Origin of the sequence: Paenibacillus sp. ACRRY (assembly GCF_022346995.1) — a bacterium.
In the GTDB taxonomy this organism is placed as follows: Bacteria; Bacillota; Bacilli; order Paenibacillales; family Paenibacillaceae; genus Paenibacillus.
Window position 1 is genome coordinate 221,840 of the sequence record NZ_JAKRNM010000006.1, and the last position, 23,273, is coordinate 245,112.

Consider the following 23,273-nt stretch of genomic DNA (forward strand, 5'->3'; position numbering starts at 1 on the left):
GCGGTTAGAAGGTGATTAGGTTGGGTGAGTCCAGGCAGGTGTTAACAGATTATACCGTATACACGCTATCCGGTAGACAACAAACCGTCTGCATGTTGATTAGTGGACTGCTATTTTTCGGTGTCGGTATTTTGTTCTATCACCACTGGCTGGCAGGGGTGATATTGGCTGCGGGATGCATATGGGTGCCAAAACACTGGACAAAGGTACTGCTGGAACGAAGACGAATGACACTGAGTTTACATTTTAAACAAGCGCTATATGCGTTATCCTCCGCCCTGGCTGCGGGGAAATCCGTGGAGAATGGATTTAAGGAATCGGTAGAAGATCTGCGGATGCTCAATCCTGAAGCGGATACCGATCTCATTCGGGAGTTCACTATTTTGCGGACAAGAATGGAATATGGGCAACCGATTGAGGAGGCGCTGCAGGACTTTTCTGATCGGGCTGGCATCGAGGATATAACGAATTTTGCAGACGTATTCATCACGTGCAAGCGGACTGGTGGAGACCTGGTCGAGGTGGTTCGCCGAACCTCTGCTGTGATTGGCGAGAAGTTGGACATCCAGCAGGATATCATGGTCGCTGTGGCACAGAAAAGGTTTGAGTCCAAGGCGATGTTTGCTGCGCCTTTTATTTTTCTTATTTTTTTGAATTTGACGGCCAAGGATTTCATGGAACCACTGTATAGCGGTATGGGATATCTGATCTCCAGCGTGGCTTTGGTATTGCTCGCCTGCTGTTATCTGTGGATTACACGCATTATGGATATCAAAGTATAAGGAGCTGATTCGATGCTGCTTCCCGTTATATTCGGAGGGGTGCTCGGAGCGGGGTGGCTGGTGCTGGATCGAACGCGAGGACAGACCTATCGTCATCTGCGCAAACTTCATATGGAAGGACTGCGTCTGAAAAAACTGCATGGTCCCTTTCTGTTTTTACTGGACAGATACGAGGTAGGCCGAAGATTGCCCGTGCTGATGTACCGCATGCAGCATGCCATCCAGAAAATGTACGGCATACAGCACAGCGGAGAGAAAACGATGCTCTATAGTGCTGAAATGCTGACGTATGCCTGGCTGATGCTGCTTGTGGGCTGCTTGTTATCACTCGTTGGCGATATGGGAAATGGAGGTCTGTTAGGCGGGCTTGCCCTCGCGGTTGCACTGCCTTTTGCACTCTATAAAGATCTTCATACCAAGGTACAGCGAAGAGACCAGGATATTCTTATGGAGCTGCCCGAGTTGTTAAACCGGATTGTGCTGCTTGTTGGGGCAGGGGAAACCGTGCAAAGGGCTATCGTTCACTGTGTGGCAAGTCAGGGTGAGCGAGACCATCCGCTCTACAACGAGCTGCGAAAGACGGTCGGGGATTGGAATAATGGCTACTCTTTTCAACAGTCGTTTGAACAGTTCAGCCGCCGCTGTGGTGTGCAGGAAGTTACGATTTTTACGACGACAGTCCTGCTGAATTTCCGGCGTGGGGGAGGTGACTTTGTACTCGCGCTGCGGGATCTGTCACATGTGTTGTGGGAGAAACGCAAGGCTGTCAGTCGGGCAAAGGGAGAACAGGCATCTTCCAAATTGGTGTTTCCGATGGTTCTGATCTTTTTTACGATTGTGGTAATGATCGGAGCACCTGCTTTTATGATGATGAATATGTAGGAGGAATGGAAATGCAGGAGATATTGAAAAGCAAAGCAAGTACATTTTGGAACGAAGAGGACGGTCTGGGTACGCTGGAGCTGATTCTGATTATTGGCGTCATCATTATTATTGCATTGATTTTCAAAGATCAAATTAAAACCTTGGTAACTCGTTTACTTGGTCAAGTTAGCAAGAAGAGTGATGAATTCTTTGAGTAAACGATTCAAAAGGGAAGATGGAAGCTTCACGATCGAGGCTTCCCTGGTCTTCCCGGTGGTGCTGTTTATTCTTGTGTTAATTCTGTTTTTCACGATGTATATGTATCAAAAAACCTTTTTAAACCAGCATGCCTATGCAGCATCGGAACGAGCCGCCTACAGTTGGGATAACAGTCACAAGCAGGCCATGACAGGTGAAGTAGCGGCAGGCGAACATGACAATCTCTACTGGAGATTAACGGATGACCGATTGCTCGGAGCTCTGTTTGGCTGGGCTGGCGCGGATAATCAGATCAGTGTCTCCGTGCCCGCTGGTGAAGGCGGGAGCTTGACTGAACAGAAGTTGTCCCAAGCCGTTCAAGGCATGCCCGGTGGGATGCGCGGGACGATTGAATATCAGAACTCCTTGATACAGCGGAAAGTTACGACCAAGCTGGAGCAGGTTATTTCTTTGCCGCTGCCTTCTTTTTTGTTTGATTCGGGTAACCGCGTTCTGACGCAAGGTTCATCAGCGGTTGTCGAGCCGGCGGAATTTATCCGAACGGTGGATTTGGTCCGTTATTACGCTGCCAAATTCAAAGGGAATGGCGGCGTGGCAACCGGTACAGCAGCTGAAGCAGGACAAGTCCTGCAGCATTTTGGCAAAACCAAAAAGTAGAGAGAGGAGGAGACCAGCGCTGTTCAGAAAAAAAGACGGTGAATCAGGTGCTGTGACCCTGTTCTTGATCTTAATCCTGGCGGGAATCTACATGTTTGTCGCGGTATTCATTGATTATGCCCGGATAGCCGCCTTCAAAGTTCAGTCAGAACGCATGGCTCATGCAGCGTTGAGATCGGTGATGTCTGCATACGACACTTCACTCCGGGAGTATGGCCTGTTTGGTTATGGAGATAGCAGTGGTGAAGCCATTATGGCTAAGGTGCTGAATGATAGCGTGAAGCCATCGGCTGTGAAGGATGGATTCCCCATTTTGGATATCCAGTGGGACACAACCTCCCTAAGCATGGAACGGGAACTAGGCAGGTATGATATCTTCAATCGGCAGATCCAGGAGGACATGAAATATCGGGCTCCGGTTGATTTCACGTTAGAGGTGGTCAATCGCTTCAAGCCAATGTCGGAGGAAATGAAAGAAGCCGCGCATACGGTAGACTTGCTCAAGAAATTACAGAAGCTATATGACAAAAGAGAAGAATTGCTGGATGAGGCGATAGCCAATCAGATTGATTCGGCGAATACATTGAAAGATCTTCCTGATCTGATCATGAGCCCTCCCTCACCTGCCATTTACGATGAAATGATGGAAGAAACGCCGGAGACTGCTGGCGAGATCGCAGCACGTTATACGGATTATCTAAGCAAAAAACAAGCAGATGAAGGACTGCCATTCAATCAGCAGCAGTATATTCTGGAGCTGGCTCGTTACCGGACAGGTGTTGGTAATGTGGTGACCGGCATAAGTATGGTTCTGCAGTCGGCACAACAGGCGCATCAGACGAAACTCGAGGAAGCTCAGACTCTAATTGAAGAAGCACGTAATCTTAACGAGGAAATGAAGCGGGTTATCGCTGAAGGGGAGAACCGTTCGCAAAATGCGAGTTATGAAAAGGTTGGGAATTCAAGCCTCCCTGGGCAGAGTCCACCATCTACCGGATCAGGCAGCGAAGCCAAAGATACTCGTTCACTTGCCTCTGAGTTGGTGAGAGCCGATTCATTGTTTGATCAGTTAAAAGGACATATCCGCTCCCAGACCTCAGACTTTAATCAGGTTAGAAAAGACAGCCTTGAGCTGAATACACAGCTTCGCAATGTGACGGGTCAGAGCGGTGTGCCTGTTAAGCCTGCTGTGAGACAGGCAAGTCAGGTCACAGAACGATACATGGACTCTTATGTACGAAATGGTGCATCCAATGTCATTCTTCAAAGCAAACAGCTGCTTGAGGAAGGTCGGGGATCTGATGCGCAGCGCAAGGCCAACGACAAGGAGTCCAAGGCAAAATTAAAAGACATAAAGCGCATATTGTCACAGATTGAAAATGGACATTCCGGATCAACGGAAGCATTCAAGCAGTTGGAGCAATATTATAATGCCAACATTGCATTTAACCAGGCTAACCGGGAGGAGGCCAAAAAGGCGAAAATTGCAGGTGATCCTTACGATTCAGGCGGTGACGCCATGAATGGAATGGACAGTTTATTTGGCGGTATGTCTGGCCTGCTGGATAGTCTAGGGGATGAATTATTCCAGAATGAATACGCACTCGCTTATTTTAATTCGATGGATTTTGGACAGCTGCTCGATTGGACTGAAGGGAGCGGGGATTCGAGTGAGGTCTTCAAACTGGAGAATCAGGAGCTGGAATATATCATTTACGGGTTTCACAATCCTTCAGGCAACATTGCGGCTGCATATGCAGAGATATTTGGTATGCGCTTGGCGATTCGAACCGCAGAAGGATTAATTGAGAACAGTAAACTCGGTAATCCCCTTCTGGTGTTATCGGCTGCAATATTATACGGAATTACCCACGCTATTGCGGATATGGTGAAGCTCTCCAAAGAGGGCAGTGTGGAGTTGTCCAAATTTATCAAGGTTAAGCTTACATACAGGGACCATCTAAGACTATTCCTTTTAATGCACAGTAACAATGAAAGAAAAATGTCCAGAATGCTGGCATTGATTCGGCTGAATACAGGCGTTAATCCGGATGAAAAACAAACGTATGCATCAGGGAACATACGCAGCAGTGTAAAGTTATGGTTTTTGCCAGGGGTGATTAAAAGTATAGGTGCAGTTATGGGGAATGCAGACCAGGTTGAAGATGGACGATTGTTCATAGACCGGAGGACAGATTATTCCTATTGATTCAAGCAGTATCTTTTCAGGTGGAGGGATTATGGAGAAGCAGGAGCTAGAACAAAAAGAATATGCGCGATGGCTGCTTCGATTAACACGGTTGCGGAAACTGGGACAATTGAAATCTCTGCCGAAGAAGGCAAACTCTTCGCAAAAGGAACAGGGGAGCATCGTATTGGAAGCTTCGCTCGTTCTGCCTGTGTTTCTGTTCTTTGTCATGTTCCTCGTCTACATTGTGCAAATGACACTGATCACGACAGCCCTGCAAAGTACAGCGGGTGAAGCCGTAAAGCAGCTCTCCACCAAGATCTATCCAGTCTCACTTGTCTTCACTCCATCGGATTCCGCTGGTGGTGGAGAGACGGGAAGCGGCTGGAGCATACCAGAGTTGTCTCTGACGGAGTGGGCTGAAGAGTATGCCTCGTCTCTGCCGGAACCGCTAAGCAATTGGGTGCGTGCGGCCGCAGCCAGTGGGGAGCAGCCTTTGCAGGAGATTAAGACATCCGTTATCGAGACTGTACTTGATCCAGCTGTAAAACCTTTGCTTCAACCTTTTATAGATCCGGTATTGCTGGATATGGAGCGTATACATGTTAACGGGATATCTGTGCCGGATCTCAAGAACAAAACGAATCCGTATTTCAGACTGGAGCTCAGTTATGAACTGCCGATTAAAGTGCCTTTCCTCGGCAAAGCATTACGGATTCAGGCTGCTGCCGCTGAACGCGTATGGATCGGAGATACGGGAGAAGGTTCAAATAGTAATGAGGGCGATGGCGATGCTTCAGGTTCTATAACGGTGTTATCCAAGCCAGAGCCTGCGTACATAGGGAATAATGCGACAATCAAGGTTCAGGTGGAACCTGGGGCCACTGCAAATCTAACCATATTTTATAAGTCGGGAGAAAGTACAGCTAAACATATTGGCTGGGCTACAGCGGATGATAATGGCGTGATTGAGTGGAACTGGTTTGTAGGTACTCGTACGACGGAAGGGACCTGGACATTTGTAGTGGAAACTGCGGATGGCAGCAAGACAACAACGGAATTTAATGTAGCATCGAGAAAATAGTGATATGGATAGAGGAGTGATGGGGGTGGAATGGTTCATTGTAGTTTGTGGCTTATACGTAGTGACTGCCTTTGTAACCGATGTACGATCCATGAAAATTCCGAATCTGCTGACATTGCCTGTAACCGCTCTAGGTTTGCTGGCCCATGGGATATGGGGTGGATGGGAAGGGGTGATTTTCTCTGCCGCCGGGTTTGCAGCTTGTTTTGGTATTTTGTTTCTGATGTACGCAATCGGAGCAGTAGGAGCTGGAGATGTAAAACTGTTTGGCGGGATTGGTGCATGGACAGGCATTTCTTTTGGAATCCACGTTGTGGTGTATTCCGTTCTATATGCCGGGGCAATTGGCTTAATTATTCTGTTGTTCCGCAGGGATTCAGCCAAACGGATTCGTAACATGGCCGGTGGGCTTGCAGGCTTTTTCATGCTGGGTTCGCTTAAACTGGTCAGCAAGGAGAAAACGTTGAAGTTTCCGTTCATGCTGGCTGTATTGCCAGGCTTTATCAGTGCCTATGTTTATATGATTTCATAGAACGATACAAGAAAAGTAAGTTGAATTTGGAATTTACACTGGAAAGAGAGGATTGGCATGTATGGATTAACGAAAGATTTTATACGGAACGGCGGAGCATTTATGGTTCTGGAAAAAGCCGAAGGATTACGGATGGAAGAATTAAGCCGTGTACAGACGGGGATGATGTCCTCCAATGATATTCCCCGCTTGCTTCCGCTCCATATTCGTGAGGTGGATCGGAATGTTACTCTTCAATATGATATTTCCGGGTATAAAATGTTGTCCCAGTTCTTAAAGGCAGGCAAAATTAAACTGCGTGTGCTGTACGGTCTATTGTTTCAACTCGCAGACACCTTCACGGAATGCCGTCAGTACATGCTCGAACCCCGTAAACTGATGCTGCAGGAAGAGAGCATATTTGTAAAAGGTTCACTGGAGCAAGGGGAGCTGGGAATGGTTTATGTACCCATTCAGGATTCTGTGGTTGCAGATCCGACTCCGGGGCAATTCCGTGAACTTGTCATCCGGCTGATGCCTCATGTGCAGGAGTTGCAGGGTGAAGGCATTCAGCAGGTTCTACAGCTATGTGATGACGAACAGTGGGATGTCGGACAGCTGCGTGAATTGTTGCTGGGACTCTACGCAGATGAACAGGCGGGGCCAGGAGGCTCAACATTTTTTTCTTCCCATGTCAAGGAATCAAGAGAGAATGGGACTATGAACGAACGTTCTGCTAATGCTGAATCTGAACCTGAGCTTCCGCAATTGGCACGTTTTCATAGAGAAAATAACCAATCAAAGCATGACCAGGACAACATGCGGGCTGAAAAGTATTCCAATTCTCGTCTTCAGTCGGATCCAGTATTAGAAGAGGAAGGGGCGAACAGTAACAGGTTTAGTCCAAGCTTCCTGAGCGCACGTCCTTCTAGAGAAGTCCCATCCCCTTTTCCAGACAGGGCCGATCCAGCGGTGAACAAATCTAACGAAGCTACACTTGATGTGAACATGGAAATGGAACAAAAGCCTGGAACATCGAAAGTGACGTACATTATTCTTATTTGCATGGTAGGCATAGCCCTGGTATGGAGATTTGCTTACATGGAGCAGCCCGGGCAGACACCTATGATAATATCCATCGTTCTAAGTGTCGCCTTACTTGCTGTTGCTGGCTGGGCCTGGATTAGCAAAGGGAAATTCGGCTTATCCAAAGCGGCAGGGCCCAAAAGGATGGATCAAGCCTCTTTTTTGAAATTAGGTCATAAACGAAATAAAAATGAAGAGGAAGAAGAGGAGTTATATCAGGAGAGCTGGCGCTGGAACAATTCAGAGTCGAAGACTGACAATGACCCACCTGCACAGGGGTATGCCAATACAACTCTGAATTCACGCTTTCAACGATTACATACCGAACCAAAATCAGCATCATCACCTATGATCCATCAGTTCGATACTATTACTGCACCAACGTCTGAGCTGACTAAAAACGAATCTGAAACGGAGGCAACAGTAAATCTGCAAAGTATGACTGGGGAAGCAGTAAAGGGCGTTGGTCCTGTAACGCCATCCTTCTATCTTGAACGCAAATCAAAGACAAGTAACCAGAATGAGCGGATGGATGTACAAGGAGCTTCGTTTGTTATCGGCCGATCGGCAGAGATGGTTCAATGGGTGGATTCAACAACCGGTGTGTCCCGTGCTCATGTGGAATTGAGCCGGAACAAATCGGGCTATGTCATTAAGGATCTGGGTTCTGTGAATGGCACCCTTCTGCAGGGCAAGCCTCTTGCACCCTATAAAGAATATCCACTGGAAGACGGGGATACCTTTACGCTGGCAGAATCCATCTATATCTACCGTTCAGTCGGATAATCCACGATGCTTCAAATCTTCCAGGGCATCGGTTAAGGTTGGAAAGGTGAATTGAAATCCGTAATCCAGTGCCTTCTGTGGAATGACACGCTGCCCCTGAAGCAATACGACAGAGAGTTCTCCGACCATTGCTTTAATCAGGAAACCGGGGACCGGGAACCAATGTGGACGGTGATAGACCTTGCCAACTGTGCGTCCAAACTCGTCATTGGTCACGGGATTCGGAGCGGACGCGTTCACCGGACCCGAGATTTCCTTATTATTTATCGTAAAATCAATAAGCCTTACAATATCCAATATGTGTATCCAGGTCGTCCACTGTTGGCCACTGCCGATTTTGCCGCCTACACCAAGCATATATGGCAGCTTCATTAACGGAAATGCTCCTCTTTTATGACCAAGTACGAGGCTGACACGAATTTTGACCAGTCTTACATCTTGAATTGCATCTGCAGCGATCTCCCATTGTTCGGCAACCCGGGACGGAAAATTCATTGATTTCTGCGGGGAACTTTCATCAAATGTCTCCGACGGAGAGGTACCGTAAATAGCCATGGCAGATGCCTGCACGACAACTTCCGGTTTATGTTCAAGTTTATCCAGCAGCCGGGCTACCTTGGATACCGTCGTTACCCTCGATTCCACAATCTCCAGCTTGGCCTTGGTCGTCCAACGCTGATTCAGCGTTTCCCCGGCAAGGTTCACCAGAGCATCCAAACCTTCCAGCAAATGAGGTCTTTCTTCAAGCTGTTCCCAAGATATATATGTAAGGCGTTCACCCGGATCATGAAGATCAGGCAGTTTGCGCGTGATAATCTGAACCTGATGACCTGCTTGCAGCCAGTAATCTACAAGTGCACTTCCCACAAATCCGGTTCCTCCACATATGGCGATTCTCATGCTTCAGCCCTCCTGTATTGTGAATTTCATAAATGGCGGATCAACAAACAGCCCCGGCGGTAAGCAATGCCTGTCTGCGAATGACTTACCTGATGGAGCTCGTGTGTTGGAGATGAGTATGCGATTCCGTCCACAATGGAAACTTCTTTATTTATTCATCAGATGTTTATAAGGCGAGTAATCAATTTGGTTTTTCTCCAAAAATTTGACCAGAAACTTATTATCACGCTTCGGTGTGGCTATAATGTATCCTTTGATGCAGTGATCTCGGGATACCTCGGTTGCCTTGTTTTCAACAGCAATTTTACCAATCTCTGCAGCAATCGAATGTTTGGCAATATCGCGAAACGGACCAGGCACGGGCTCTACGAGTTGATCCAGAAAAGCCTTGGCTTCATCCGTCCACAGGTGGCGGCTTGTTTCGACCCAATAATTTTGCCAATCCAGTTTGGATTTGCCGTCCGCTTTTGGGAGCACTTTCAAAAACTTGCGCATCATAAAAAATCCACCGATACACATGCTGCCAAGCAAAAGAAAAGTCCAGAATGCGATCGTATTCATAAACCAATTGCTGGGAGAACTGCTGACTAACGTCATAGCGTAGGAGCCGAAAATCATTGCGGAGTCACCTCGGTTCATTGATTTTCACAGAAAGACGGATTCCGCCCACCATGTTCCAAATTAGCTGTAAAAAATAGCCTGTAACCCGAATTATAGCGCATTTCTAGATTTATTTCGATAATCGCGTTAGAATAAGGGATAATTCAGAAAAAGGGGGATCAATGATGCTGAAAATCGGCTCCCATGTGTCCTTTTCGGACAAGGGATTATTGAGTGCAACGAAGGAAGCGTCCTCGTACGGTTCCAGTTCGTTTATGATATATACGGGTGCACCGCAGAATACGCGCCGCAAGCCTATTGAGTCCATGTATATCGAGGAAGGAAAGCTTGCCATGCAAGAAGGCGGAATGGAAGATATTGTTGTCCATGCGCCATACATTATTAACCTTGGTTCCTACAAAGAAAACACGTATGAACTGGCTGTAAGCTTCCTTCAGGAAGAAATTCGCCGGACACATGCCATTGGTGTCAAAAATATTGTGCTGCATCCCGGCGCTTTTACGGATAAGGATGCTCATTATGGTATTGGTCGGATTGCCGAGGGGCTCAATGAAGTGCTCGAAGGTGTCAAAGAGACCGATGTCAAGATTGCTCTTGAAACAATGGCTGGCAAAGGGACCGAAATGGGCCGCAGTTTCGAAGAGATTGCACAGATCATGGAGAAGGTTACGCACAACGAACGTCTCGCTGTATGTATGGATACATGCCATATTCATGATGCAGGCTATGATATCGTAAATGATCTGGATGGTGTGCTTGAGCAGTTTGATCGCACGGTAGGGCTTGACCGCATTACCGTAATGCATATTAATGATAGTAAGAATGCAGTAGGTGCACGCAAGGACCGTCATACACCGATTGGTTCCGGCTGGATTGGTTTTGAAGCGATTAACCGCATCGTTCATCACGAGGCGCTTCAAGGACGTCCATTTATTCTGGAGACACCTTGGATCGGTAAGGAAGCCAAGACACAACGCCCGATGTACGAGGTGGAAATTGCATTGCTTCGTGGAGATGTGAGTGGCCGGTTTGGTCCGGAATTCCTGACAGAGGTGGAGCAGCTGCAGCACTTCTTCCAAGGGAAAGAGATTGACTCGCGTTCCTATATTCTCGACGTTTGGACGCTTCTCAAGAATGATGCAAAAGCCAAAAAGGCTGATCCACGTGAACCGCTGGAACGATTGTATGATCTGGTAGCGGAAGCAGCGTTGTTCCCGCATTTGAACGAAGAGCAAGTGAATCATCGTTTGATCGCCTGGCTTGCAGGAAAAGAACTGCTGGTCACGGCTTAATTGAAGGAGGAAGAATAGCCCGATGGAGATTCATGCAAAACAAGCACGTCCTGATTCCAAAAACCGCGCCGATCGGGCGCGGATGCTTATTTCCTGTCCGGACGGTCCAGGAATTGTAGCTGCCGTATCACATTTCCTGCACCAGCATGGTGCAAACATCGTTCAGTCTGACCAGTACACTATGGACCCGTCTGGCGGCATGTTTTTCATGCGTATTGAATTCGATCTTCCGGAACTGACAGCGCGTCTGGCCAAGCTGGAAGCTGATTTTGCAGAAGTGGCCGAACGCTTTAAGATGGATTGGTCTCTCTCTGCGGTTAGCCGCAAGAAGAAACTGGCTATTTTTGTATCCAAGGAAGATCATTGTCTGGTTGAATTGCTGTGGCAATGGCAGGCCGGAGACCTTGATGCTGATATCGCTCTTGTGGTAAGCAACCACTTGGATATGAAGGATTACGTAGAATCATTCGGCATTCCATATCATCATATTCCAGTAACGGCTGATACGAAGCAAAAAGCGGAGCAGCGCCAGCTGGACGTCATCGGTAACGATATTGATGTGATTATTCTTGCGCGTTATATGCAGATCATCTCTCCGATGTTCATCGAGCATTACCGCAACCGGATTATTAATATCCACCATTCTTTCCTTCCGGCTTTTGTTGGTGGTAAACCGTATGCTCAGGCGTACAACCGTGGTGTTAAAATAATCGGAGCAACAGCACACTATGTGACCGAAGAACTGGACGGCGGGCCGATTATCGAGCAGGACGTTCAACGTGTAAGTCATGGGGATGACGTGACCGAATTGAAACGGATCGGACGTACCATTGAGCGCGTTGTGCTTGCACGTGCGGTTAAATGGCATGTTGAAGACCGGATTCTGGTACACGAAAACAAAACCGTTGTATTTTAGCTTGATGCTTTAATACTGTGCAAGGTTGATTCGAGACCATATGAATCGGTCCTGATAAGAAAGGCGACTTCCTATTTGCGAGCTAAATGGGAATCGCCTTTTTGCCGTTTCCATATCCGTCCGCAGACGCCAAGGAGGATACCAAATAGAAGGTGTCCGGCGATCCAAAACGATATGGCCTTGAAATCCATTAAGCCTGGAACTCGTGCAGATAATAGAGAGAGCGGAATATATAGCAGGGAAGAGAACGCACCGAGCAAAACGCCTTTAGCCAAGGGGAAACCGGAACGCTGAATCCACCAGAAGTAGAAAAGGCCGATGATTACAGAAACAAGAAGATGGAGCGTAAATTCAAACCATTCAGGCAGTATGGACGGAAGCCAGGGCACAAAATCGACATTCAGCAGCAGGGTATATACCTTTTCGCCCGTATATGCCTGAACCGCTTTAAGAAAAAAACCAAGGAATAAGCCGGTGATGATGCCCGTTAACGTCCCTGCAATCCAGGGTAATGGATGATTTGACGACTTTTCCTGTAAAGCTTGTGGTCCCGGCATGTGGCAAGCCTCCTTTCTTTCTGAGAGTAACACAGCCGTTGAGATTCCGAATCAGAAACATGAACGATTCCATATGAAAAAAACTTCGAGCTGTAAAAAGTGTATGGTTTTCCGGTTAGAGGTTATACTTCATCCGATGGATTAGCGAGGTTTGCCAAGCCGGACATGGGCTCAGATGCTCTACCGAACACCTTTTATTCTGCGCTGGAATAAACCCACCTCACCCACAAACAACCGAATTTTCCGGAACTTCTAAAAGAAGGTTATGGAAAAGCTTCACGCCAAGTGATACAATACAAAAGTGAATAAGTCAAAATGAAACATTCAAGCGGATTCACTTATTGTTATATACGGTTTGCTTGTATGATGAGAGGGATTCGCTTGCGCACCCGACTTATCTAAAGACATGAGGAGGACAAACCATGACTGACAAGAACGAAGCGATTCAAAAGGACGAGAACAACACAATCGACAACCTGTCGATTACAACTGTACGTACTCTGGCAATTGATGCAATCGAGAAAGCAAAATCGGGACACCCGGGAATGCCTATGGGCTCCGCCCCAATGGGGTACCAACTTTTTGCAAAAACGATGACACATAACCCGGACCACCCAACTTGGGTTAACCGGGACCGTTTTGTGCTGTCTGCAGGACATGGTTCCATGCTGCTGTACAGCTTGCTACACCTGAGCGGATACGATCTTCCTATGGAAGAATTGAAACAATTCCGCCAATGGGGTAGCAAAACTCCGGGTCACCCGGAATTCGGACATACTGCAGGTGTTGACGCTACGACTGGCCCACTGGGTCAAGGTATTGCAATGGCTGTAGGTATGGCTATGGCTGAAGCACAACTGGGCGCGACATACAACAAGGATAAATTCAACGTTATCGACCACTACACTTATGCAATCTGTGGTGACGGTGACCTCATGGAAGGCGTATCCCACGAAGCAGCTTCCCTTGCTGGACGTCTGCACCTGGGTAAACTGATCATGTTGTTCGACTCCAATGACATCACTCTTGATGGTGAGTTGAACCTGTCTTCTTCCGAAAGTATCGCAAAACGCTTCGAAGCTTATGGCTGGCAAGTGCTGCGCGTAGAAGATGGTAACGATCTGCCTGCAATCGAAAAAGCAATTCAGGAAGGACAAGCAGATACACTGCGTCCTACACTGATCGAAGTGAAAACTGTTATCGGTTATGGTAGCCCGAACAAACAAGGTAAAGGCGGCCACGGCGGTACTCACGGTTCCCCACTGGGTGCTGACGAAGCAAAACTGACCAAAGAATTTTACAAATGGGTTTACGAGGAAGATTTCCACGTACCAGCTGAAGTTCGCGATCACTTTGCTCAAGTCAAAGATCGTGGTATCTCCGCAAACAAAGCTTGGGACGAGAAATTCGCCGAGTACAAAAAAGCATTCCCTGAGCTGGCAGCTCAGTTCGAAACAGCAATCAACGGCGACCTTCCAGAAGGTTGGGACCGCGATCTGCCTAAATATGCTGCAACAGACAAAGCTCTTTCCACTCGTGTTGCTTCCGGTAACGCACTGAACGGTTTGGCGCATAACGTGCCTCATCTGACTGGTGGATCTGCTGACTTGGAAAGCTCCACAATGACACACCTGAACAACATTGCAAACTTTGCTCCAGAAGATTATTCCGGCCGCAACATCTACTTCGGTATCCGTGAATTCGGTATGGCTGGTGCAATGAACGGTATGGCACTGCACAGCGGTGTGAAAGTATTCGGTGGTACATTCTTCGTATTTACCGACTACCTGCGTCCGGCTGTTCGTCTGGCTTCCCTGATGGGTCTGCCTGTGACATACGTCCTGACTCATGACAGTATCGCTGTTGGTGAAGATGGTCCTACACACGAACCAATTGAGCAACTCGCATCCCTGCGTATCATTCCTAACCTGACGGTTATTCGTCCGGCTGACGGTAATGAGACATCTGCTGCTTGGGCTTATGCGCTTGAGAACAAGAACAACCCGGTTGCACTCGTACTCACTCGTCAAAACCTGCCGATCCTGGAAGGAACAGTAGAAGGCTCCCGTGAGAACGTTAAACGCGGCGCTTATGTTGTTTCGGATGCAAAAGATGGCAAAGCGGTAGCACAAATCATCGCTACAGGTTCCGAAGTGCAACTGGCTGTCAAAGCTCAAGCTGCACTGGCTGAACAAGGTATCCAAGTTCGCGTAATCAGCATGCCGAGCTGGGATCTGTTCGAGAAACAGGACAAAGCGTACAAAGAATCCGTCCTGCTTCCGGATGTTAAAGCTCGTCTGGCGATTGAAATGGCTTATCCAATGGGCTGGGAGAAATATGTTGGCGATCAAGGCGACATTCTCGCAATCAGCACATTCGGTGCTTCCGCGCCTGGCGACCGTGTTATCGAAGAGTATGGCTTCACAGTCGATAACGTGGTTAGCCGCGTAAAAGCATTGCTGTAATAGCTTGAAGAACGCTGCTACGAATGGAACAGCCTTAACTGTTCTGTTTGTGGCAGCAAAGTTATTTCCGGCAGAGTAAGGATGAGGATTCATCCTGATCTGTTTTGCCTTTTGTTTTCATTAACTTCAGGGGGAGCGGGTACGCATGTCACAGTTTGATCAAGTCAGTGTAGTGAAAGAGGCCAACATTTATTATGATGGCCAGGTAACCAGCAGAACGGTTATTTTGGGGGATGGCAGCAAAGTGACTCTGGGCATCATGCTCCCAGGCAACTATGAGTTCGGTACAGATTCCCGTGAAATCATGGAGATTCTGTCCGGCGATCTGAGAGTATTGCTTCCCGGAGAAGAAGATTGGCAAGAGATTCAAGGTCAAGCTACGTTCCACGTGCCTGCCGAATCCAAATTCAAACTGGAGATACGCAGCGTTACCGACTACTGCTGCTCGTACCCGGCGGAATAATACAAGAAGGGTAGCCAAAACCTGCAATCAGCAGGTTTGGTTTACCCTTTTTGCTTCTTGAATTTGAAGTGACAAAGTTCAAGCTGCAAGCTTGTCAGCCCCGTGGATTTGAAGTATCCTTATGCTAAGTTGTTTGAATGGAAAACGGAAAAATAAGCTACCGATATCAGGAGGTTTTTAGATCATGGCAAAAAAAGTGAAGTTTGATTACAGCACTGCCTTGCAATTTGTAAACCAGCATGAAGTGGACTATTTCGCTGAACCGATTCGTCTGGCTCATGAGCAGCTCCACAACGGAACAGGAACCGGATCCGATTACCTGGGCTGGATTGACCTGCCAACCGCTTATGACAAGGAAGAATTCTCCCGCATTCAAAAAGCGGCTGCCAAAATCCAAAGCGATTCCGAAGTACTGATCGTTATCGGTATCGGTGGTTCATACTTGGGTGCACGCGCAGCGATTGAAATGCTGACACACTCCTTCTATAACAACCTGCCAAAAGATAAACGCAAAACGCCTGAAATCTATTTCGCAGGAAACAATATCAGCTCCACATATGTAACTCATTTGCTGGATCTGGTAGAAGGTAAAGACTTCTCCGTGAACGTTATCTCCAAATCCGGTACGACAACCGAGCCAGCCATTGCTTTCCGTATCTTCCGTGCAGCACTGGAGAAAAAATACGGTAAAGAAGAAGCACGCAAACGTATCTATGCTACAACAGACAAAGAGCGCGGCGCACTGAAAAAACTGGCGAACGAAGAAGGTTACGAGTCTTTCGTTATTCCGGATGATGTTGGTGGGCGTTACTCGGTACTGACAGCAGTAGGCTTGCTGCCGATTGCTACAGCTGGCATTAACATCGAAGAAATGATGCAAGGTGCAGCTGACGCATCCAAAGAATACAGCAACCCGAATGTAGCTGAGAATGAAGCATATCAATACGCTGCTGTTCGTAACGCATTGTATCGCAAAGGTAAAGGAACAGAAATCCTCGTTAACTACGAGCCATCCCTGCACTTTGTATCCGAGTGGTGGAAACAGCTTTACGGAGAGAGTGAAGGTAAAGATTACAAAGGAATCTATCCTGCATCTGTTGATTTCTCCACGGACTTGCACTCCATGGGTCAATTCATCCAGGAAGGAAGCCGGAACATCTTCGAAACGGTCATTCAGGTAGCTGAAGTATCCGAGCATATTTCGATCGAAGCCGATCCGGATGATCTCGATGGTCTGAACTTCCTGGAAGGCAAAACAATGGACTTCGTCAACAAAAAAGCGTTCCAAGGTACGCTGCTTGCACATACAGATGGCCAAGTTCCAAACCTGATTGTGAATATTCCGGATATGTCTCCATATTCTTTCGGATATCTGGTATACTTCTTTGAAAAAGCATGCGGCATCAGCGGATATCTGCTGGGCGTCAACCCGTTTGACCAACCAGGAGTAGAAGCTTACAAGAAAAATATGTTCGCATTGCTGGGCAAACCAGGCTTTGAAGAAGAGAAAGCAGCGCTTGAAGCGAGACTTTCTGAATAATTCATGGTTTGACTCATATAGTTAAATAAAGCATGTGTAACGACACCCGGGTTTCATTGTGAGATAGAATGCAGTGATCCCCGGATGTTTAAACCAAGGCAGTTCATCCGCGTCCGCGCGGGGAACTGCTTTCTTGTAAAATGGATTAAATCGGAAAGTTGGATTGAAATGCTTGAACGTTATCGCACGGTTCGAGGACCGGGTAATCTGGAAATTGTCATCAAGAAGTCGCGTTTCATCGGTCATATTATGCCAGTTACAACGGAAGAAGAAGCAGTTGCTTTTATTGATGAAATCAAGAAGAAACACTGGAATGCCACTCATAACTGTTCCGCCTACATGATAGGAGAGAGAGATGAGATCCAGAAGCAATCCGATGACGGGGAACCAAGCGGAACTGCAGGGAAACCCATTCTTGAAGTCATCAAAAATCAGCAACTGAAAAATGTGGCTATCGTGGTTACAAGGTATTTTGGGGGAATCATGCTTGGGGCTGGCGGTTTAATCCGTGCATATACGGATGGTGCTGTCGCGGCTATTGAAGCTGGAGAGGCCATAACCAAAGTGCTTCATCGTGAAGTGTTTGTGGAACTGGATTATACGTGGCTGGGAAAAGTGGAAAATGAATTAAGGAGCCGGGAAGTCCGTACGGGTGAAACTGGATTCACCGATAAGGTTACGTTGACTTGTCTTCCGCCGGATAGTGAAACCGAGGCTTTTATCGCCTGGATCACGGATTTGACGCAAGGGCAATCCCGGATCACGGAGGGACAGCGGCTTTATTTTATTGAAGGGGAATAAAATATATGGCTAGAAGAGCAGTCGAACAAGAGTTGTCGAGGGAGCGGATCCTGGAGGCGGCGAGACATCTTTTTATTACCAAAGGATACCGCGCCATTTCGATGCGAAGCATCGGCCAGCATCTGGGCTATAGTCATGGGTCGCTGTATTATCATTTTAAGGAAAAGGCAGAATTGTTCTATGCCATTGTGGTAGAAGATTTCAATCATCTGGGACATTTGCTGCTGCAAGCCATGGTCAGGCCAGTCGTGGGCGGTATGAGCAAGGTAGAACATATCATGTTGGAATTCATTCGTTTTGGTCTGGAGAATCCGTATCAATACGAGATTATGTTCATGATTCGGGATGAGGAGCTGTTATCCTATTGTCGTACGGAGCAGGGAAGATGCTTCGAATTGTTTGCTTCCATTGTCAGGCAGTACATGAACGAGGAAGGCTGTACGGATGAGGATATCCAATGTGTGCCGCGCACACTGTTTTTGTCCATGCACGGATTTATATCGTATTATATTCAGGATCGTGTAACGTTTGCTGAGATTGAATCGTCGGCATTATCTCATGTCAAAGTACTATGCCGCAATCTATAACACCAGCCTGGCGTCCTATAAAAGGCGCTTTTGTCGCACTCCTATACTTCAGGGCGGTGAATTGTCATAACATTAATTCTTTATAACGTTGTCTCGCGAAAGTTTGTTGGCGCGAAAGACCAAGACAGGCGGATCGTAGCCCTAAATCAGGGTTGTCCGCCTGTTTGCGTTTGGCTGAATTAGCCTTCCATGATCTTGATAAAATATTCCCGCTCACGAGGGCCGTCGAATTCGCTGAAATAAATACCCTGCCATCTACCGAGTAATAATCGGCCTTCATGAATAATCACCGTTTGAGATGGACCGGTTGTGATTGATTTCAGGTGGGAAGCGGTATTCCCCTCAGCATGTCGATATTGGGGATGTTCCCAAGGATACACTTCGTCCAGACGAAGCAGCACATCATGTTTAACATCCGGGTCGGCATTTTCATTAATCGCAATACCTGCTGTCGTATGGGGACAATAGACAAGTACAGTTCCGTTTTGTACACCGCTATTGCGGACAACCTGCTCCACTTCTCTTGTGATATCCTTGATTTCATCCCGTCTGGAGGTCGATATATTTTTCGTATATAACATCTGGCAGCACTCCTTATCCTCGTAAATTCTCTTCTAGATTGTACCTTAACCACTCTAATTCAAACAAACCACAATTCACGGGTAAAATTGTTAACAAATCATCTGCTAAACGCCCCGATTATATACAATAAAAGCATTGACGGTTAGCACTGCAAACTGGTAAAGTATCAGATAAGCAAAAAACCAAGTAGACTAATGGGAATAATATTAAAGAAATATAATCCAACTCAGGAAAATGAATGTATCAAAGCAGGGAGACTGCCGACCGGATATGGAACCGGAGGCTGGGAGGGAATGCAGCAATGAATACCGTTCTTCGTCACAAGGGATGGACTTGGGGATTCCGCAGTACTGTATTGCTATATTTTATTGTACTCATCGTGCTTCCGATTATCGGTGTGTACGTCAATTCCTTCTCTGAAGGATGGAGCAATTTTGCCGAGAGTGTCATGGATCCAATCGCGTGGAAAGCCGTATTGCTGACGGTTCGACTGGCTGTTGTCGCTACACTGATTAACGTGGTACTGGGCACCATGATTGCCTGGGTGCTCACGCGTTATCGTTTCTTTGGGAGATCGTTTCTCAACAGTCTCGTAGATCTGCCCTTTGCACTTCCTACTGCAGTTGGCGGGTTAATGATTATGCTGCTGCTTGGACCGGTCAGTGCTGTAGGCAAGCTGGCTGAAACCATGGGAATTGAAATTGTGTTCCATCAGCCTGCAATCGTTATTGCAATGACCTTTGTTACGTTTCCATTCGTGATTCGTGCGGTGCAGCCTCTGCTAGAAGAGATCGACCCTTCGGAGGAAGAGGCCTCCTATACCATGGGTGCATCGAAGGCGCGTACGTTCAGGCAGGTCATTCTGCCTTCTATGGCTCCAGGCATGATTAGCGGTGGCATGCTTGCTTTCTCCAGAGCACTTGCAGAATTTGGAGCAGTTGTGCTGGTGGCAGGCAACATCCCGGGCAGAACGCTGACGGCTTCCGTGTTTATCTACGGCGAGATCGAAAGTGACAATCCTACGGGTGCAGCTGCTGTATCCGTACTGCTCCTCACGCTCTCTTTCCTGATCCTCTGGCTGATTAATCTGGTGCAGATGCGGGGGAGAAGACGATGAGAAGGCTATTAATCGGACTTACGTTTGTGGTATTTATTGTGCTTCTGATTATTCCTTTGGGACGCATTTTGATCGGAGCATTTGAGGATGGTGCAGGAGGCTTCCTGGATGGGCTGATGCGCCCTGAAGCGCTGCATGCCTTGATGATGACCGGACTTGTGGTGCTGGTCGTCACGCTGTTAAATACATTGTTTGGCATTATGATGGCCATTTACCTCGTTCGTGCCGGATGGCTTAGTGATCGAATCAAGGGTTTGCTAAACAGTATCGTGGACCTGCCTTATGCGGTGTCTCCCGTCATTGGCGGGTTGATGATTGTATTGTTGCTCGGGCCGAACAGTATTATGGGTGGCTTTTTTGAAGGAATCGGCTTCAATGTGGTCTACGCCTTCCCTGGTATGGTCATTGCAACGCTGTTTGTCACATTCCCGTTGATGGTCAGGGAGGTTATGCCGGTCCTGCAGGAGCTCGGTTCGCAGCAGGAAGAGGCGGCTTCAACGCTTGGCGCGTATGGGTGGAGAACGTTCTGGAGTGTCACCTGGCCTTCCATCCGCTGGGCTGTCGTATACGGACTTGTACTTACCGTTGCACGATCGCTTGGAGAATTCGGTGCAGTGCTGGTGGTGTCGGGCAATATTATGAACAGAACGCAGACGGCAACAACGCTTGTTTATCAGGATGTTGAGAATTTTAATGTCTCTGCCGCAAATGGTGTGGCATTGGTACTGGTTACCTTCTCCGTTGGGCTGCTGCTCATGATGGAATGGGCCAAGAAGCGAAAGGAAGTGCATTGAGATGCATGTGGAAGTCCGTGATCTGAACAAACATTTCGGTCAATTTCATGCGGTAAAAGATGTCTCGTTCGATATTGCTAAAGGCCATTTGATCGGTCTGCTGGGACCTAGTGGAGGAGGTAAAACGTCTATCCTGCGCATGCTCGCCGGTCTGGAAAACCCGGATTCCGGAGAGATTCGCTTTCACGGCAAGGTGGTGAATCATCTGCCTCCGCAGGAGCGGGGAATCGGATTCGTTTTTCAGAACTATGCCTTGTTCAAACACATGACTGTTTTTGATAATATCGCTTTTGGACTTAAGGTCAAAAAGACACCCAAAGCCCAGATTCGTGATCGGGTCATGGAACTTGTCGAGCTGACCGGGCTAAAAGGTTTTGAACAGCGCTATCCGCATCAACTGTCCGGTGGACAGCGTCAGCGTGTCGCATTTGCCAGAGCATTGGCTCCTGAGCCGCAGCTGCTGCTGCTGGATGAGCCTTTTGCCGCCATCGATGCCAAGATTCGCCAGGAGCTGCGTTCATGGTTGAGAGAGCTGATTGAGCGGGTTGGCATTACCTCGATATTTGTAACACATGATCAGGATGAAGCGATCGAAGTTGCAGATGAAATCATGATTATCAGCCAAGGCCGTTTAGAGCAAAAAGGCACACCTTGGGATATCTACAAAAATCCACAGACTCCTTTTGTGGCAACCTTTATTGGTGAATCCACTGTTGTGGAGGATGCCTCGCAGCTTAAAGGCTTCGAACATGCGGTAGAAGGAGATCATACACGCGCCTTGATCAGGCCGGAGTATATCGAGATTGGTCTGAAAAACGAATTCTCCATGCTGTCAGCTACCGAAAAGGGCACGGTGAAGCATCTTCACTTTCGCGGTAGTGAGTGGATGGTGGAAGTCGAGGTACAGGGCCACAAGCTGATCACCTATCGTTCACTTGAGAAAACGACACTGGAGATTGGTCAACAGATTCGTGTGCTTGTACACCGGGCTTATCTGTTTAATGACACGGATAGCTGGGTTGTCGAGAATCGTTTGAAGGAAGATCCAATGCCGGTCATGATCTAAAATGCGCTCGAAAGAGAGGCTGCCCCATGCAGACGATGAAGAAGAAAATAATCCCCTTATACGCTGCCCTTATGCTTCTGCTCGTCTGCATGACCGTAGGCTGCAGTAATCAGGAAGCGGAAGGCGAACAGAACGGACCCTCTGCAGCTGAACAATCCAATACGCTTGTCATTGGTGCATACAGTGTAGCCAAAGATGCTGTAGGAGAGCTGCTGCCCAAGTTCAAGGAGCAATGGAAGGCAAAAACCGGACAGACGGTCAATTTCCAGGAGTCCTACGAAGCCTCAGGTACCCAAGCAAGGGCCATTGTTGGCGGTTTCGAGGCCGATGTGGCATTGCTCGCCATGGAAAGTGACATCGATAAGCTGGTCAAGGCCGACCTGGTGACCTCCGATTGGAAACAAACGCCGAATGACGGCATGATTACCCGTTCCATTGTTGTTCTTGGAACAAGGGATGGCAATCCGCTTGGAATTCGTGATTTTGAAGATCTGACCAAGCCGGGAGTCAAGGTGCTGTATCCCAATCCCAAAACGTCAGGCGGAGCCCAGTGGGATATTAATGCAATCTACGGGGCAGGACTGAAGCTGTCGGAAGAAAAGGGCCAGAAAGACCCTGCCGCTGCCAAAGCGTTTCTGGAGAAGGTGCATGTGAATGTCGAGTCGCTGGATAAGAGCGGCCGATCTTCCATGGCAGCCTTCGAATACGGCGTCGGCGATGTCATCGTGACTTATGAGAATGAACTGCTTGCCCGTATTGCCCAGGGTGTTAAGTACGATATCGTTGTACCGAAGAATACAATCCTGATTGAAAATCCGGCGGTAGTCGTGGATAAATACGCGGATAAACACGGGAATAGGGAGTTGGCAGAGGCCTTTGTGGACTATCTGCGAACTCCGGAGGCTCAGCGCATATTTGCCAAGCATGGTTTTCGTTCGGTAGACCCTGAAGTGTTTGCGGAGACCGAATCCACGTTTCCAACGCCTGAAGGTCTGTTTGATATCAACTACCTTGGTGGATGGGACGAAGTGCGCAGTACGCTATATTCCAAACGCGGAGTCTGGTATCAGGTACTGGCGGGATTATAGTTGGGTAAACGTGTAATCGCAGCATTGACATCAAGCCTTCATTTCGCGGAATATAGTAGAGATGAAGGTTTTTTGCTGTAAAAGGAAATCATAGAGTAGTGTAAGGCCATCCTACCAGAAGGTCTTGCAGGAAGGTGAGAGATGATGAGTACAGAGATCAAATTATCCCAAAGTACAGCCATTCGCCTGGAACAGGCCCGTGGCAAAGGCATGTCTGAAGACCAAATACTCCAGGCTATCAAGGCCAAGGACGTGGCTGCTTTTGATGCCGTTTCGGAAGAGCACTACAGATATGATGATTTTATCT

At 47.7% G+C, this 23,273-nt stretch carries 23 protein-coding genes; 19 read left to right on the forward strand and 4 right to left on the reverse strand.

All coding sequences use genetic code 11. From position 1 onward, the window contains the following. Positions 1 to 20: 20 nt before the first annotated feature. The 8 genes from MH144_RS21440 to MH144_RS21475 are packed head-to-tail and all read left to right on the forward strand — an operon-like array spanning position 21 to position 8,177. The gene (locus tag MH144_RS21440; protein WP_239304060.1) at positions 21 to 782 is read left to right on the forward strand and encodes a type II secretion system F family protein; all 762 of its coding nucleotides are present in this window, start codon (positions 21 to 23) and stop codon (positions 780 to 782) included. Positions 783 to 794: 12 nt separating this feature from the next. Continuing rightward, positions 795 to 1,664, forward strand: a complete 870-nt coding sequence (locus MH144_RS21445; RefSeq protein ID WP_239304062.1) for a type II secretion system F family protein — start codon at positions 795 to 797, stop codon at positions 1,662 to 1,664. A gap of 11 nt (positions 1,665 to 1,675) precedes the next feature. Continuing rightward, positions 1,676 to 1,864 carry a Flp1 family type IVb pilin gene (locus tag MH144_RS21450; protein WP_095289191.1) on the forward strand — a complete coding sequence of 63 codons (189 nt, stop codon included), beginning with the start codon at positions 1,676 to 1,678 and terminating at the stop codon, positions 1,862 to 1,864. Next, entirely contained in the window at positions 1,848 to 2,522 is a 675-nt protein-coding gene (locus tag MH144_RS21455) for a TadE/TadG family type IV pilus assembly protein (RefSeq protein WP_239304064.1), read from the forward strand. Before MH144_RS21450 ends, MH144_RS21455 begins: the two co-directional genes overlap by 17 nt. Continuing rightward, positions 2,449 to 4,731: a hypothetical protein gene (locus MH144_RS21460; RefSeq protein ID WP_239304066.1), complete on the forward strand. Its 2,283-nt coding sequence runs from the start codon at positions 2,449 to 2,451 to the stop codon at positions 4,729 to 4,731. The genes MH144_RS21455 and MH144_RS21460 overlap by 74 nt, the downstream gene beginning before the upstream one ends. 31 nt (positions 4,732 to 4,762) lie before the next feature. After that, a complete protein-coding gene (locus tag MH144_RS21465) occupies positions 4,763 to 5,794 on the forward strand; it encodes a TadE/TadG family type IV pilus assembly protein (protein ID WP_239304068.1) in 1,032 nt (343 codons plus the stop codon). Positions 5,795 to 5,798: 4 nt separating this feature from the next. Then, complete coding sequence (locus MH144_RS21470; protein ID WP_481857382.1) at positions 5,799 to 6,326, forward strand: A24 family peptidase; 528 nt, start codon at positions 5,799 to 5,801, stop codon at positions 6,324 to 6,326. A gap of 57 nt (positions 6,327 to 6,383) precedes the next feature. Then, positions 6,384 to 8,177: a DUF6382 domain-containing protein gene (locus tag MH144_RS21475; protein ID WP_239304070.1), complete on the forward strand. Its 1,794-nt coding sequence runs from the start codon at positions 6,384 to 6,386 to the stop codon at positions 8,175 to 8,177. Here the strand turns inward: MH144_RS21475 and MH144_RS21480 are convergent. Both MH144_RS21480 and MH144_RS21485 read right to left on the reverse strand, forming a co-directional pair. After that, positions 8,166 to 9,077: a TIGR01777 family oxidoreductase gene (locus MH144_RS21480; protein WP_239304072.1), complete on the reverse strand. Its 912-nt coding sequence runs from the start codon at positions 9,075 to 9,077 to the stop codon at positions 8,166 to 8,168. The two genes, MH144_RS21475 and MH144_RS21480, sit on opposite strands and share 12 nt — an antisense overlap. A 147-nt stretch (positions 9,078 to 9,224) precedes the next feature. After that, a complete protein-coding gene (locus MH144_RS21485; protein WP_095360610.1) occupies positions 9,225 to 9,695 on the reverse strand; it encodes a DUF2621 domain-containing protein in 471 nt (156 codons plus the stop codon). 167 nt (positions 9,696 to 9,862) lie between these two features. Between MH144_RS21485 and MH144_RS21490 the strand changes: the two genes are divergently transcribed. After that, positions 9,863 to 10,990 (forward strand): deoxyribonuclease IV, encoded by a 1,128-nt coding sequence (locus MH144_RS21490; RefSeq protein ID WP_239304073.1) that lies wholly within the window; start codon positions 9,863 to 9,865, stop codon positions 10,988 to 10,990. Positions 10,991 to 11,012: 22 nt separating this feature from the next. Then, positions 11,013 to 11,906, forward strand: a complete 894-nt coding sequence (gene purU / locus MH144_RS21495) for a formyltetrahydrofolate deformylase (RefSeq protein WP_239304074.1) — start codon at positions 11,013 to 11,015, stop codon at positions 11,904 to 11,906. A gap of 71 nt (positions 11,907 to 11,977) precedes the next feature. On the opposite strand, the gene MH144_RS21500 is transcribed toward purU, so the two are convergent. Continuing rightward, on the reverse strand, positions 11,978 to 12,463 hold the full coding sequence (locus MH144_RS21500; protein WP_239304075.1) for a hypothetical protein: 486 nt from the start codon (positions 12,461 to 12,463) through the stop codon (positions 11,978 to 11,980). A 422-nt stretch (positions 12,464 to 12,885) separates the two neighbouring features. Between MH144_RS21500 and tkt the strand changes: the two genes are divergently transcribed. From tkt to MH144_RS21525, 5 genes are all read left to right on the forward strand, one after another. Continuing rightward, positions 12,886 to 14,928: a transketolase gene (gene tkt / locus MH144_RS21505; protein WP_239304076.1), complete on the forward strand. Its 2,043-nt coding sequence runs from the start codon at positions 12,886 to 12,888 to the stop codon at positions 14,926 to 14,928. 145 nt (positions 14,929 to 15,073) lie between these two features. After that, positions 15,074 to 15,391 (forward strand): pyrimidine/purine nucleoside phosphorylase, encoded by a 318-nt coding sequence (ppnP, locus tag MH144_RS21510; RefSeq protein ID WP_239304077.1) that lies wholly within the window; start codon positions 15,074 to 15,076, stop codon positions 15,389 to 15,391. A 184-nt stretch (positions 15,392 to 15,575) separates the two neighbouring features. Beyond that, on the forward strand, positions 15,576 to 16,931 hold the full coding sequence (locus MH144_RS21515; RefSeq protein WP_095289204.1) for a glucose-6-phosphate isomerase: 1,356 nt from the start codon (positions 15,576 to 15,578) through the stop codon (positions 16,929 to 16,931). A 168-nt stretch (positions 16,932 to 17,099) separates the two neighbouring features. Continuing rightward, positions 17,100 to 17,732 (forward strand): YigZ family protein, encoded by a 633-nt coding sequence (locus tag MH144_RS21520; RefSeq protein ID WP_095289361.1) that lies wholly within the window; start codon positions 17,100 to 17,102, stop codon positions 17,730 to 17,732. A gap of 5 nt (positions 17,733 to 17,737) precedes the next feature. Further along, complete coding sequence (locus MH144_RS21525) at positions 17,738 to 18,319, forward strand: TetR/AcrR family transcriptional regulator (protein WP_095289205.1); 582 nt, start codon at positions 17,738 to 17,740, stop codon at positions 18,317 to 18,319. Between the two features lie 179 nt (positions 18,320 to 18,498). Here MH144_RS21525 and MH144_RS21530 read toward each other — a convergent pair whose 3' ends face one another. Then, the gene (locus MH144_RS21530) at positions 18,499 to 18,900 is read right to left on the reverse strand and encodes a secondary thiamine-phosphate synthase enzyme YjbQ (RefSeq protein WP_183522726.1); all 402 of its coding nucleotides are present in this window, start codon (positions 18,898 to 18,900) and stop codon (positions 18,499 to 18,501) included. 302 nt (positions 18,901 to 19,202) lie between these two features. On the opposite strand from MH144_RS21530, the gene cysT reads away from it, so the two are divergent. Genes cysT through MH144_RS21550 form a run of 4 tightly spaced genes read left to right on the forward strand, consistent with a single transcriptional unit; the run spans position 19,203 to position 22,966 of the window. Next, a complete protein-coding gene (gene cysT / locus MH144_RS21535; protein WP_239304078.1) occupies positions 19,203 to 20,018 on the forward strand; it encodes a sulfate ABC transporter permease subunit CysT in 816 nt (271 codons plus the stop codon). Next, on the forward strand, positions 20,015 to 20,812 hold the full coding sequence (locus tag MH144_RS21540) for a sulfate ABC transporter permease subunit (RefSeq protein ID WP_239304079.1): 798 nt from the start codon (positions 20,015 to 20,017) through the stop codon (positions 20,810 to 20,812). The genes cysT and MH144_RS21540 overlap by 4 nt, the downstream gene beginning before the upstream one ends. Position 20,813: 1 nt before the next feature. After that, entirely contained in the window at positions 20,814 to 21,878 is a 1,065-nt protein-coding gene (locus MH144_RS21545; protein ID WP_095289209.1) for a sulfate/molybdate ABC transporter ATP-binding protein, read from the forward strand. Between the two features lie 35 nt (positions 21,879 to 21,913). Then, the gene (locus MH144_RS21550) at positions 21,914 to 22,966 is read left to right on the forward strand and encodes a sulfate ABC transporter substrate-binding protein (protein ID WP_481857386.1); all 1,053 of its coding nucleotides are present in this window, start codon (positions 21,914 to 21,916) and stop codon (positions 22,964 to 22,966) included. Positions 22,967 to 23,273: the final 307 nt, after the last annotated feature.

What these genes read in the sequence shown, in the direction of transcription:
- MH144_RS21450 (WP_095289191.1), top strand. Translation starts at nt 1,676, where the DNA reads ATGCAGGAGATATTGAAAAGCAAAGCAAGTACATTTTGGAACGAAGAG.
- purU (WP_239304074.1), top strand. Translation starts at nt 11,013, where the DNA reads ATGGAGATTCATGCAAAACAAGCACGTCCTGATTCCAAAAACCGCGCC.
- cysT (WP_239304078.1), top strand. Translation starts at nt 19,203, where the DNA reads ATGAATACCGTTCTTCGTCACAAGGGATGGACTTGGGGATTCCGCAGT.
- MH144_RS21545 (WP_095289209.1), top strand. Translation starts at nt 20,814, where the DNA reads ATGCATGTGGAAGTCCGTGATCTGAACAAACATTTCGGTCAATTTCAT.
- MH144_RS21465 (WP_239304068.1), top strand. Translation starts at nt 4,763, where the DNA reads ATGGAGAAGCAGGAGCTAGAACAAAAAGAATATGCGCGATGGCTGCTT.
- MH144_RS21500 (WP_239304075.1), bottom strand. Translation starts at nt 12,463, where the DNA reads ATGCCGGGACCACAAGCTTTACAGGAAAAGTCGTCAAATCATCCATTA.
- MH144_RS21515 (WP_095289204.1), top strand. Translation starts at nt 15,576, where the DNA reads ATGGCAAAAAAAGTGAAGTTTGATTACAGCACTGCCTTGCAATTTGTA.
- MH144_RS21540 (WP_239304079.1), top strand. Translation starts at nt 20,015, where the DNA reads ATGAGAAGGCTATTAATCGGACTTACGTTTGTGGTATTTATTGTGCTT.
- MH144_RS21490 (WP_239304073.1), top strand. Translation starts at nt 9,863, where the DNA reads ATGCTGAAAATCGGCTCCCATGTGTCCTTTTCGGACAAGGGATTATTG.
- MH144_RS21475 (WP_239304070.1), top strand. Translation starts at nt 6,384, where the DNA reads ATGTATGGATTAACGAAAGATTTTATACGGAACGGCGGAGCATTTATG.
- MH144_RS21470 (WP_481857382.1), top strand. Translation starts at nt 5,799, where the DNA reads ATGGATAGAGGAGTGATGGGGGTGGAATGGTTCATTGTAGTTTGTGGC.
- MH144_RS21480 (WP_239304072.1), bottom strand. Translation starts at nt 9,077, where the DNA reads ATGAGAATCGCCATATGTGGAGGAACCGGATTTGTGGGAAGTGCACTT.
- MH144_RS21455 (WP_239304064.1), top strand. Translation starts at nt 1,848, where the DNA reads ATGAATTCTTTGAGTAAACGATTCAAAAGGGAAGATGGAAGCTTCACG.
- MH144_RS21550 (WP_481857386.1), top strand. Translation starts at nt 21,914, where the DNA reads ATGAAGAAGAAAATAATCCCCTTATACGCTGCCCTTATGCTTCTGCTC.
- MH144_RS21520 (WP_095289361.1), top strand. Translation starts at nt 17,100, where the DNA reads ATGCTTGAACGTTATCGCACGGTTCGAGGACCGGGTAATCTGGAAATT.
- MH144_RS21525 (WP_095289205.1), top strand. Translation starts at nt 17,738, where the DNA reads ATGGCTAGAAGAGCAGTCGAACAAGAGTTGTCGAGGGAGCGGATCCTG.
- MH144_RS21460 (WP_239304066.1), top strand. Translation starts at nt 2,449, where the DNA reads ATGGCGGCGTGGCAACCGGTACAGCAGCTGAAGCAGGACAAGTCCTGC.
- tkt (WP_239304076.1), top strand. Translation starts at nt 12,886, where the DNA reads ATGACTGACAAGAACGAAGCGATTCAAAAGGACGAGAACAACACAATC.
- MH144_RS21445 (WP_239304062.1), top strand. Translation starts at nt 795, where the DNA reads ATGCTGCTTCCCGTTATATTCGGAGGGGTGCTCGGAGCGGGGTGGCTG.
- MH144_RS21530 (WP_183522726.1), bottom strand. Translation starts at nt 18,900, where the DNA reads ATGTTATATACGAAAAATATATCGACCTCCAGACGGGATGAAATCAAG.
- ppnP (WP_239304077.1), top strand. Translation starts at nt 15,074, where the DNA reads ATGTCACAGTTTGATCAAGTCAGTGTAGTGAAAGAGGCCAACATTTAT.
- MH144_RS21485 (WP_095360610.1), bottom strand. Translation starts at nt 9,695, where the DNA reads ATGATTTTCGGCTCCTACGCTATGACGTTAGTCAGCAGTTCTCCCAGC.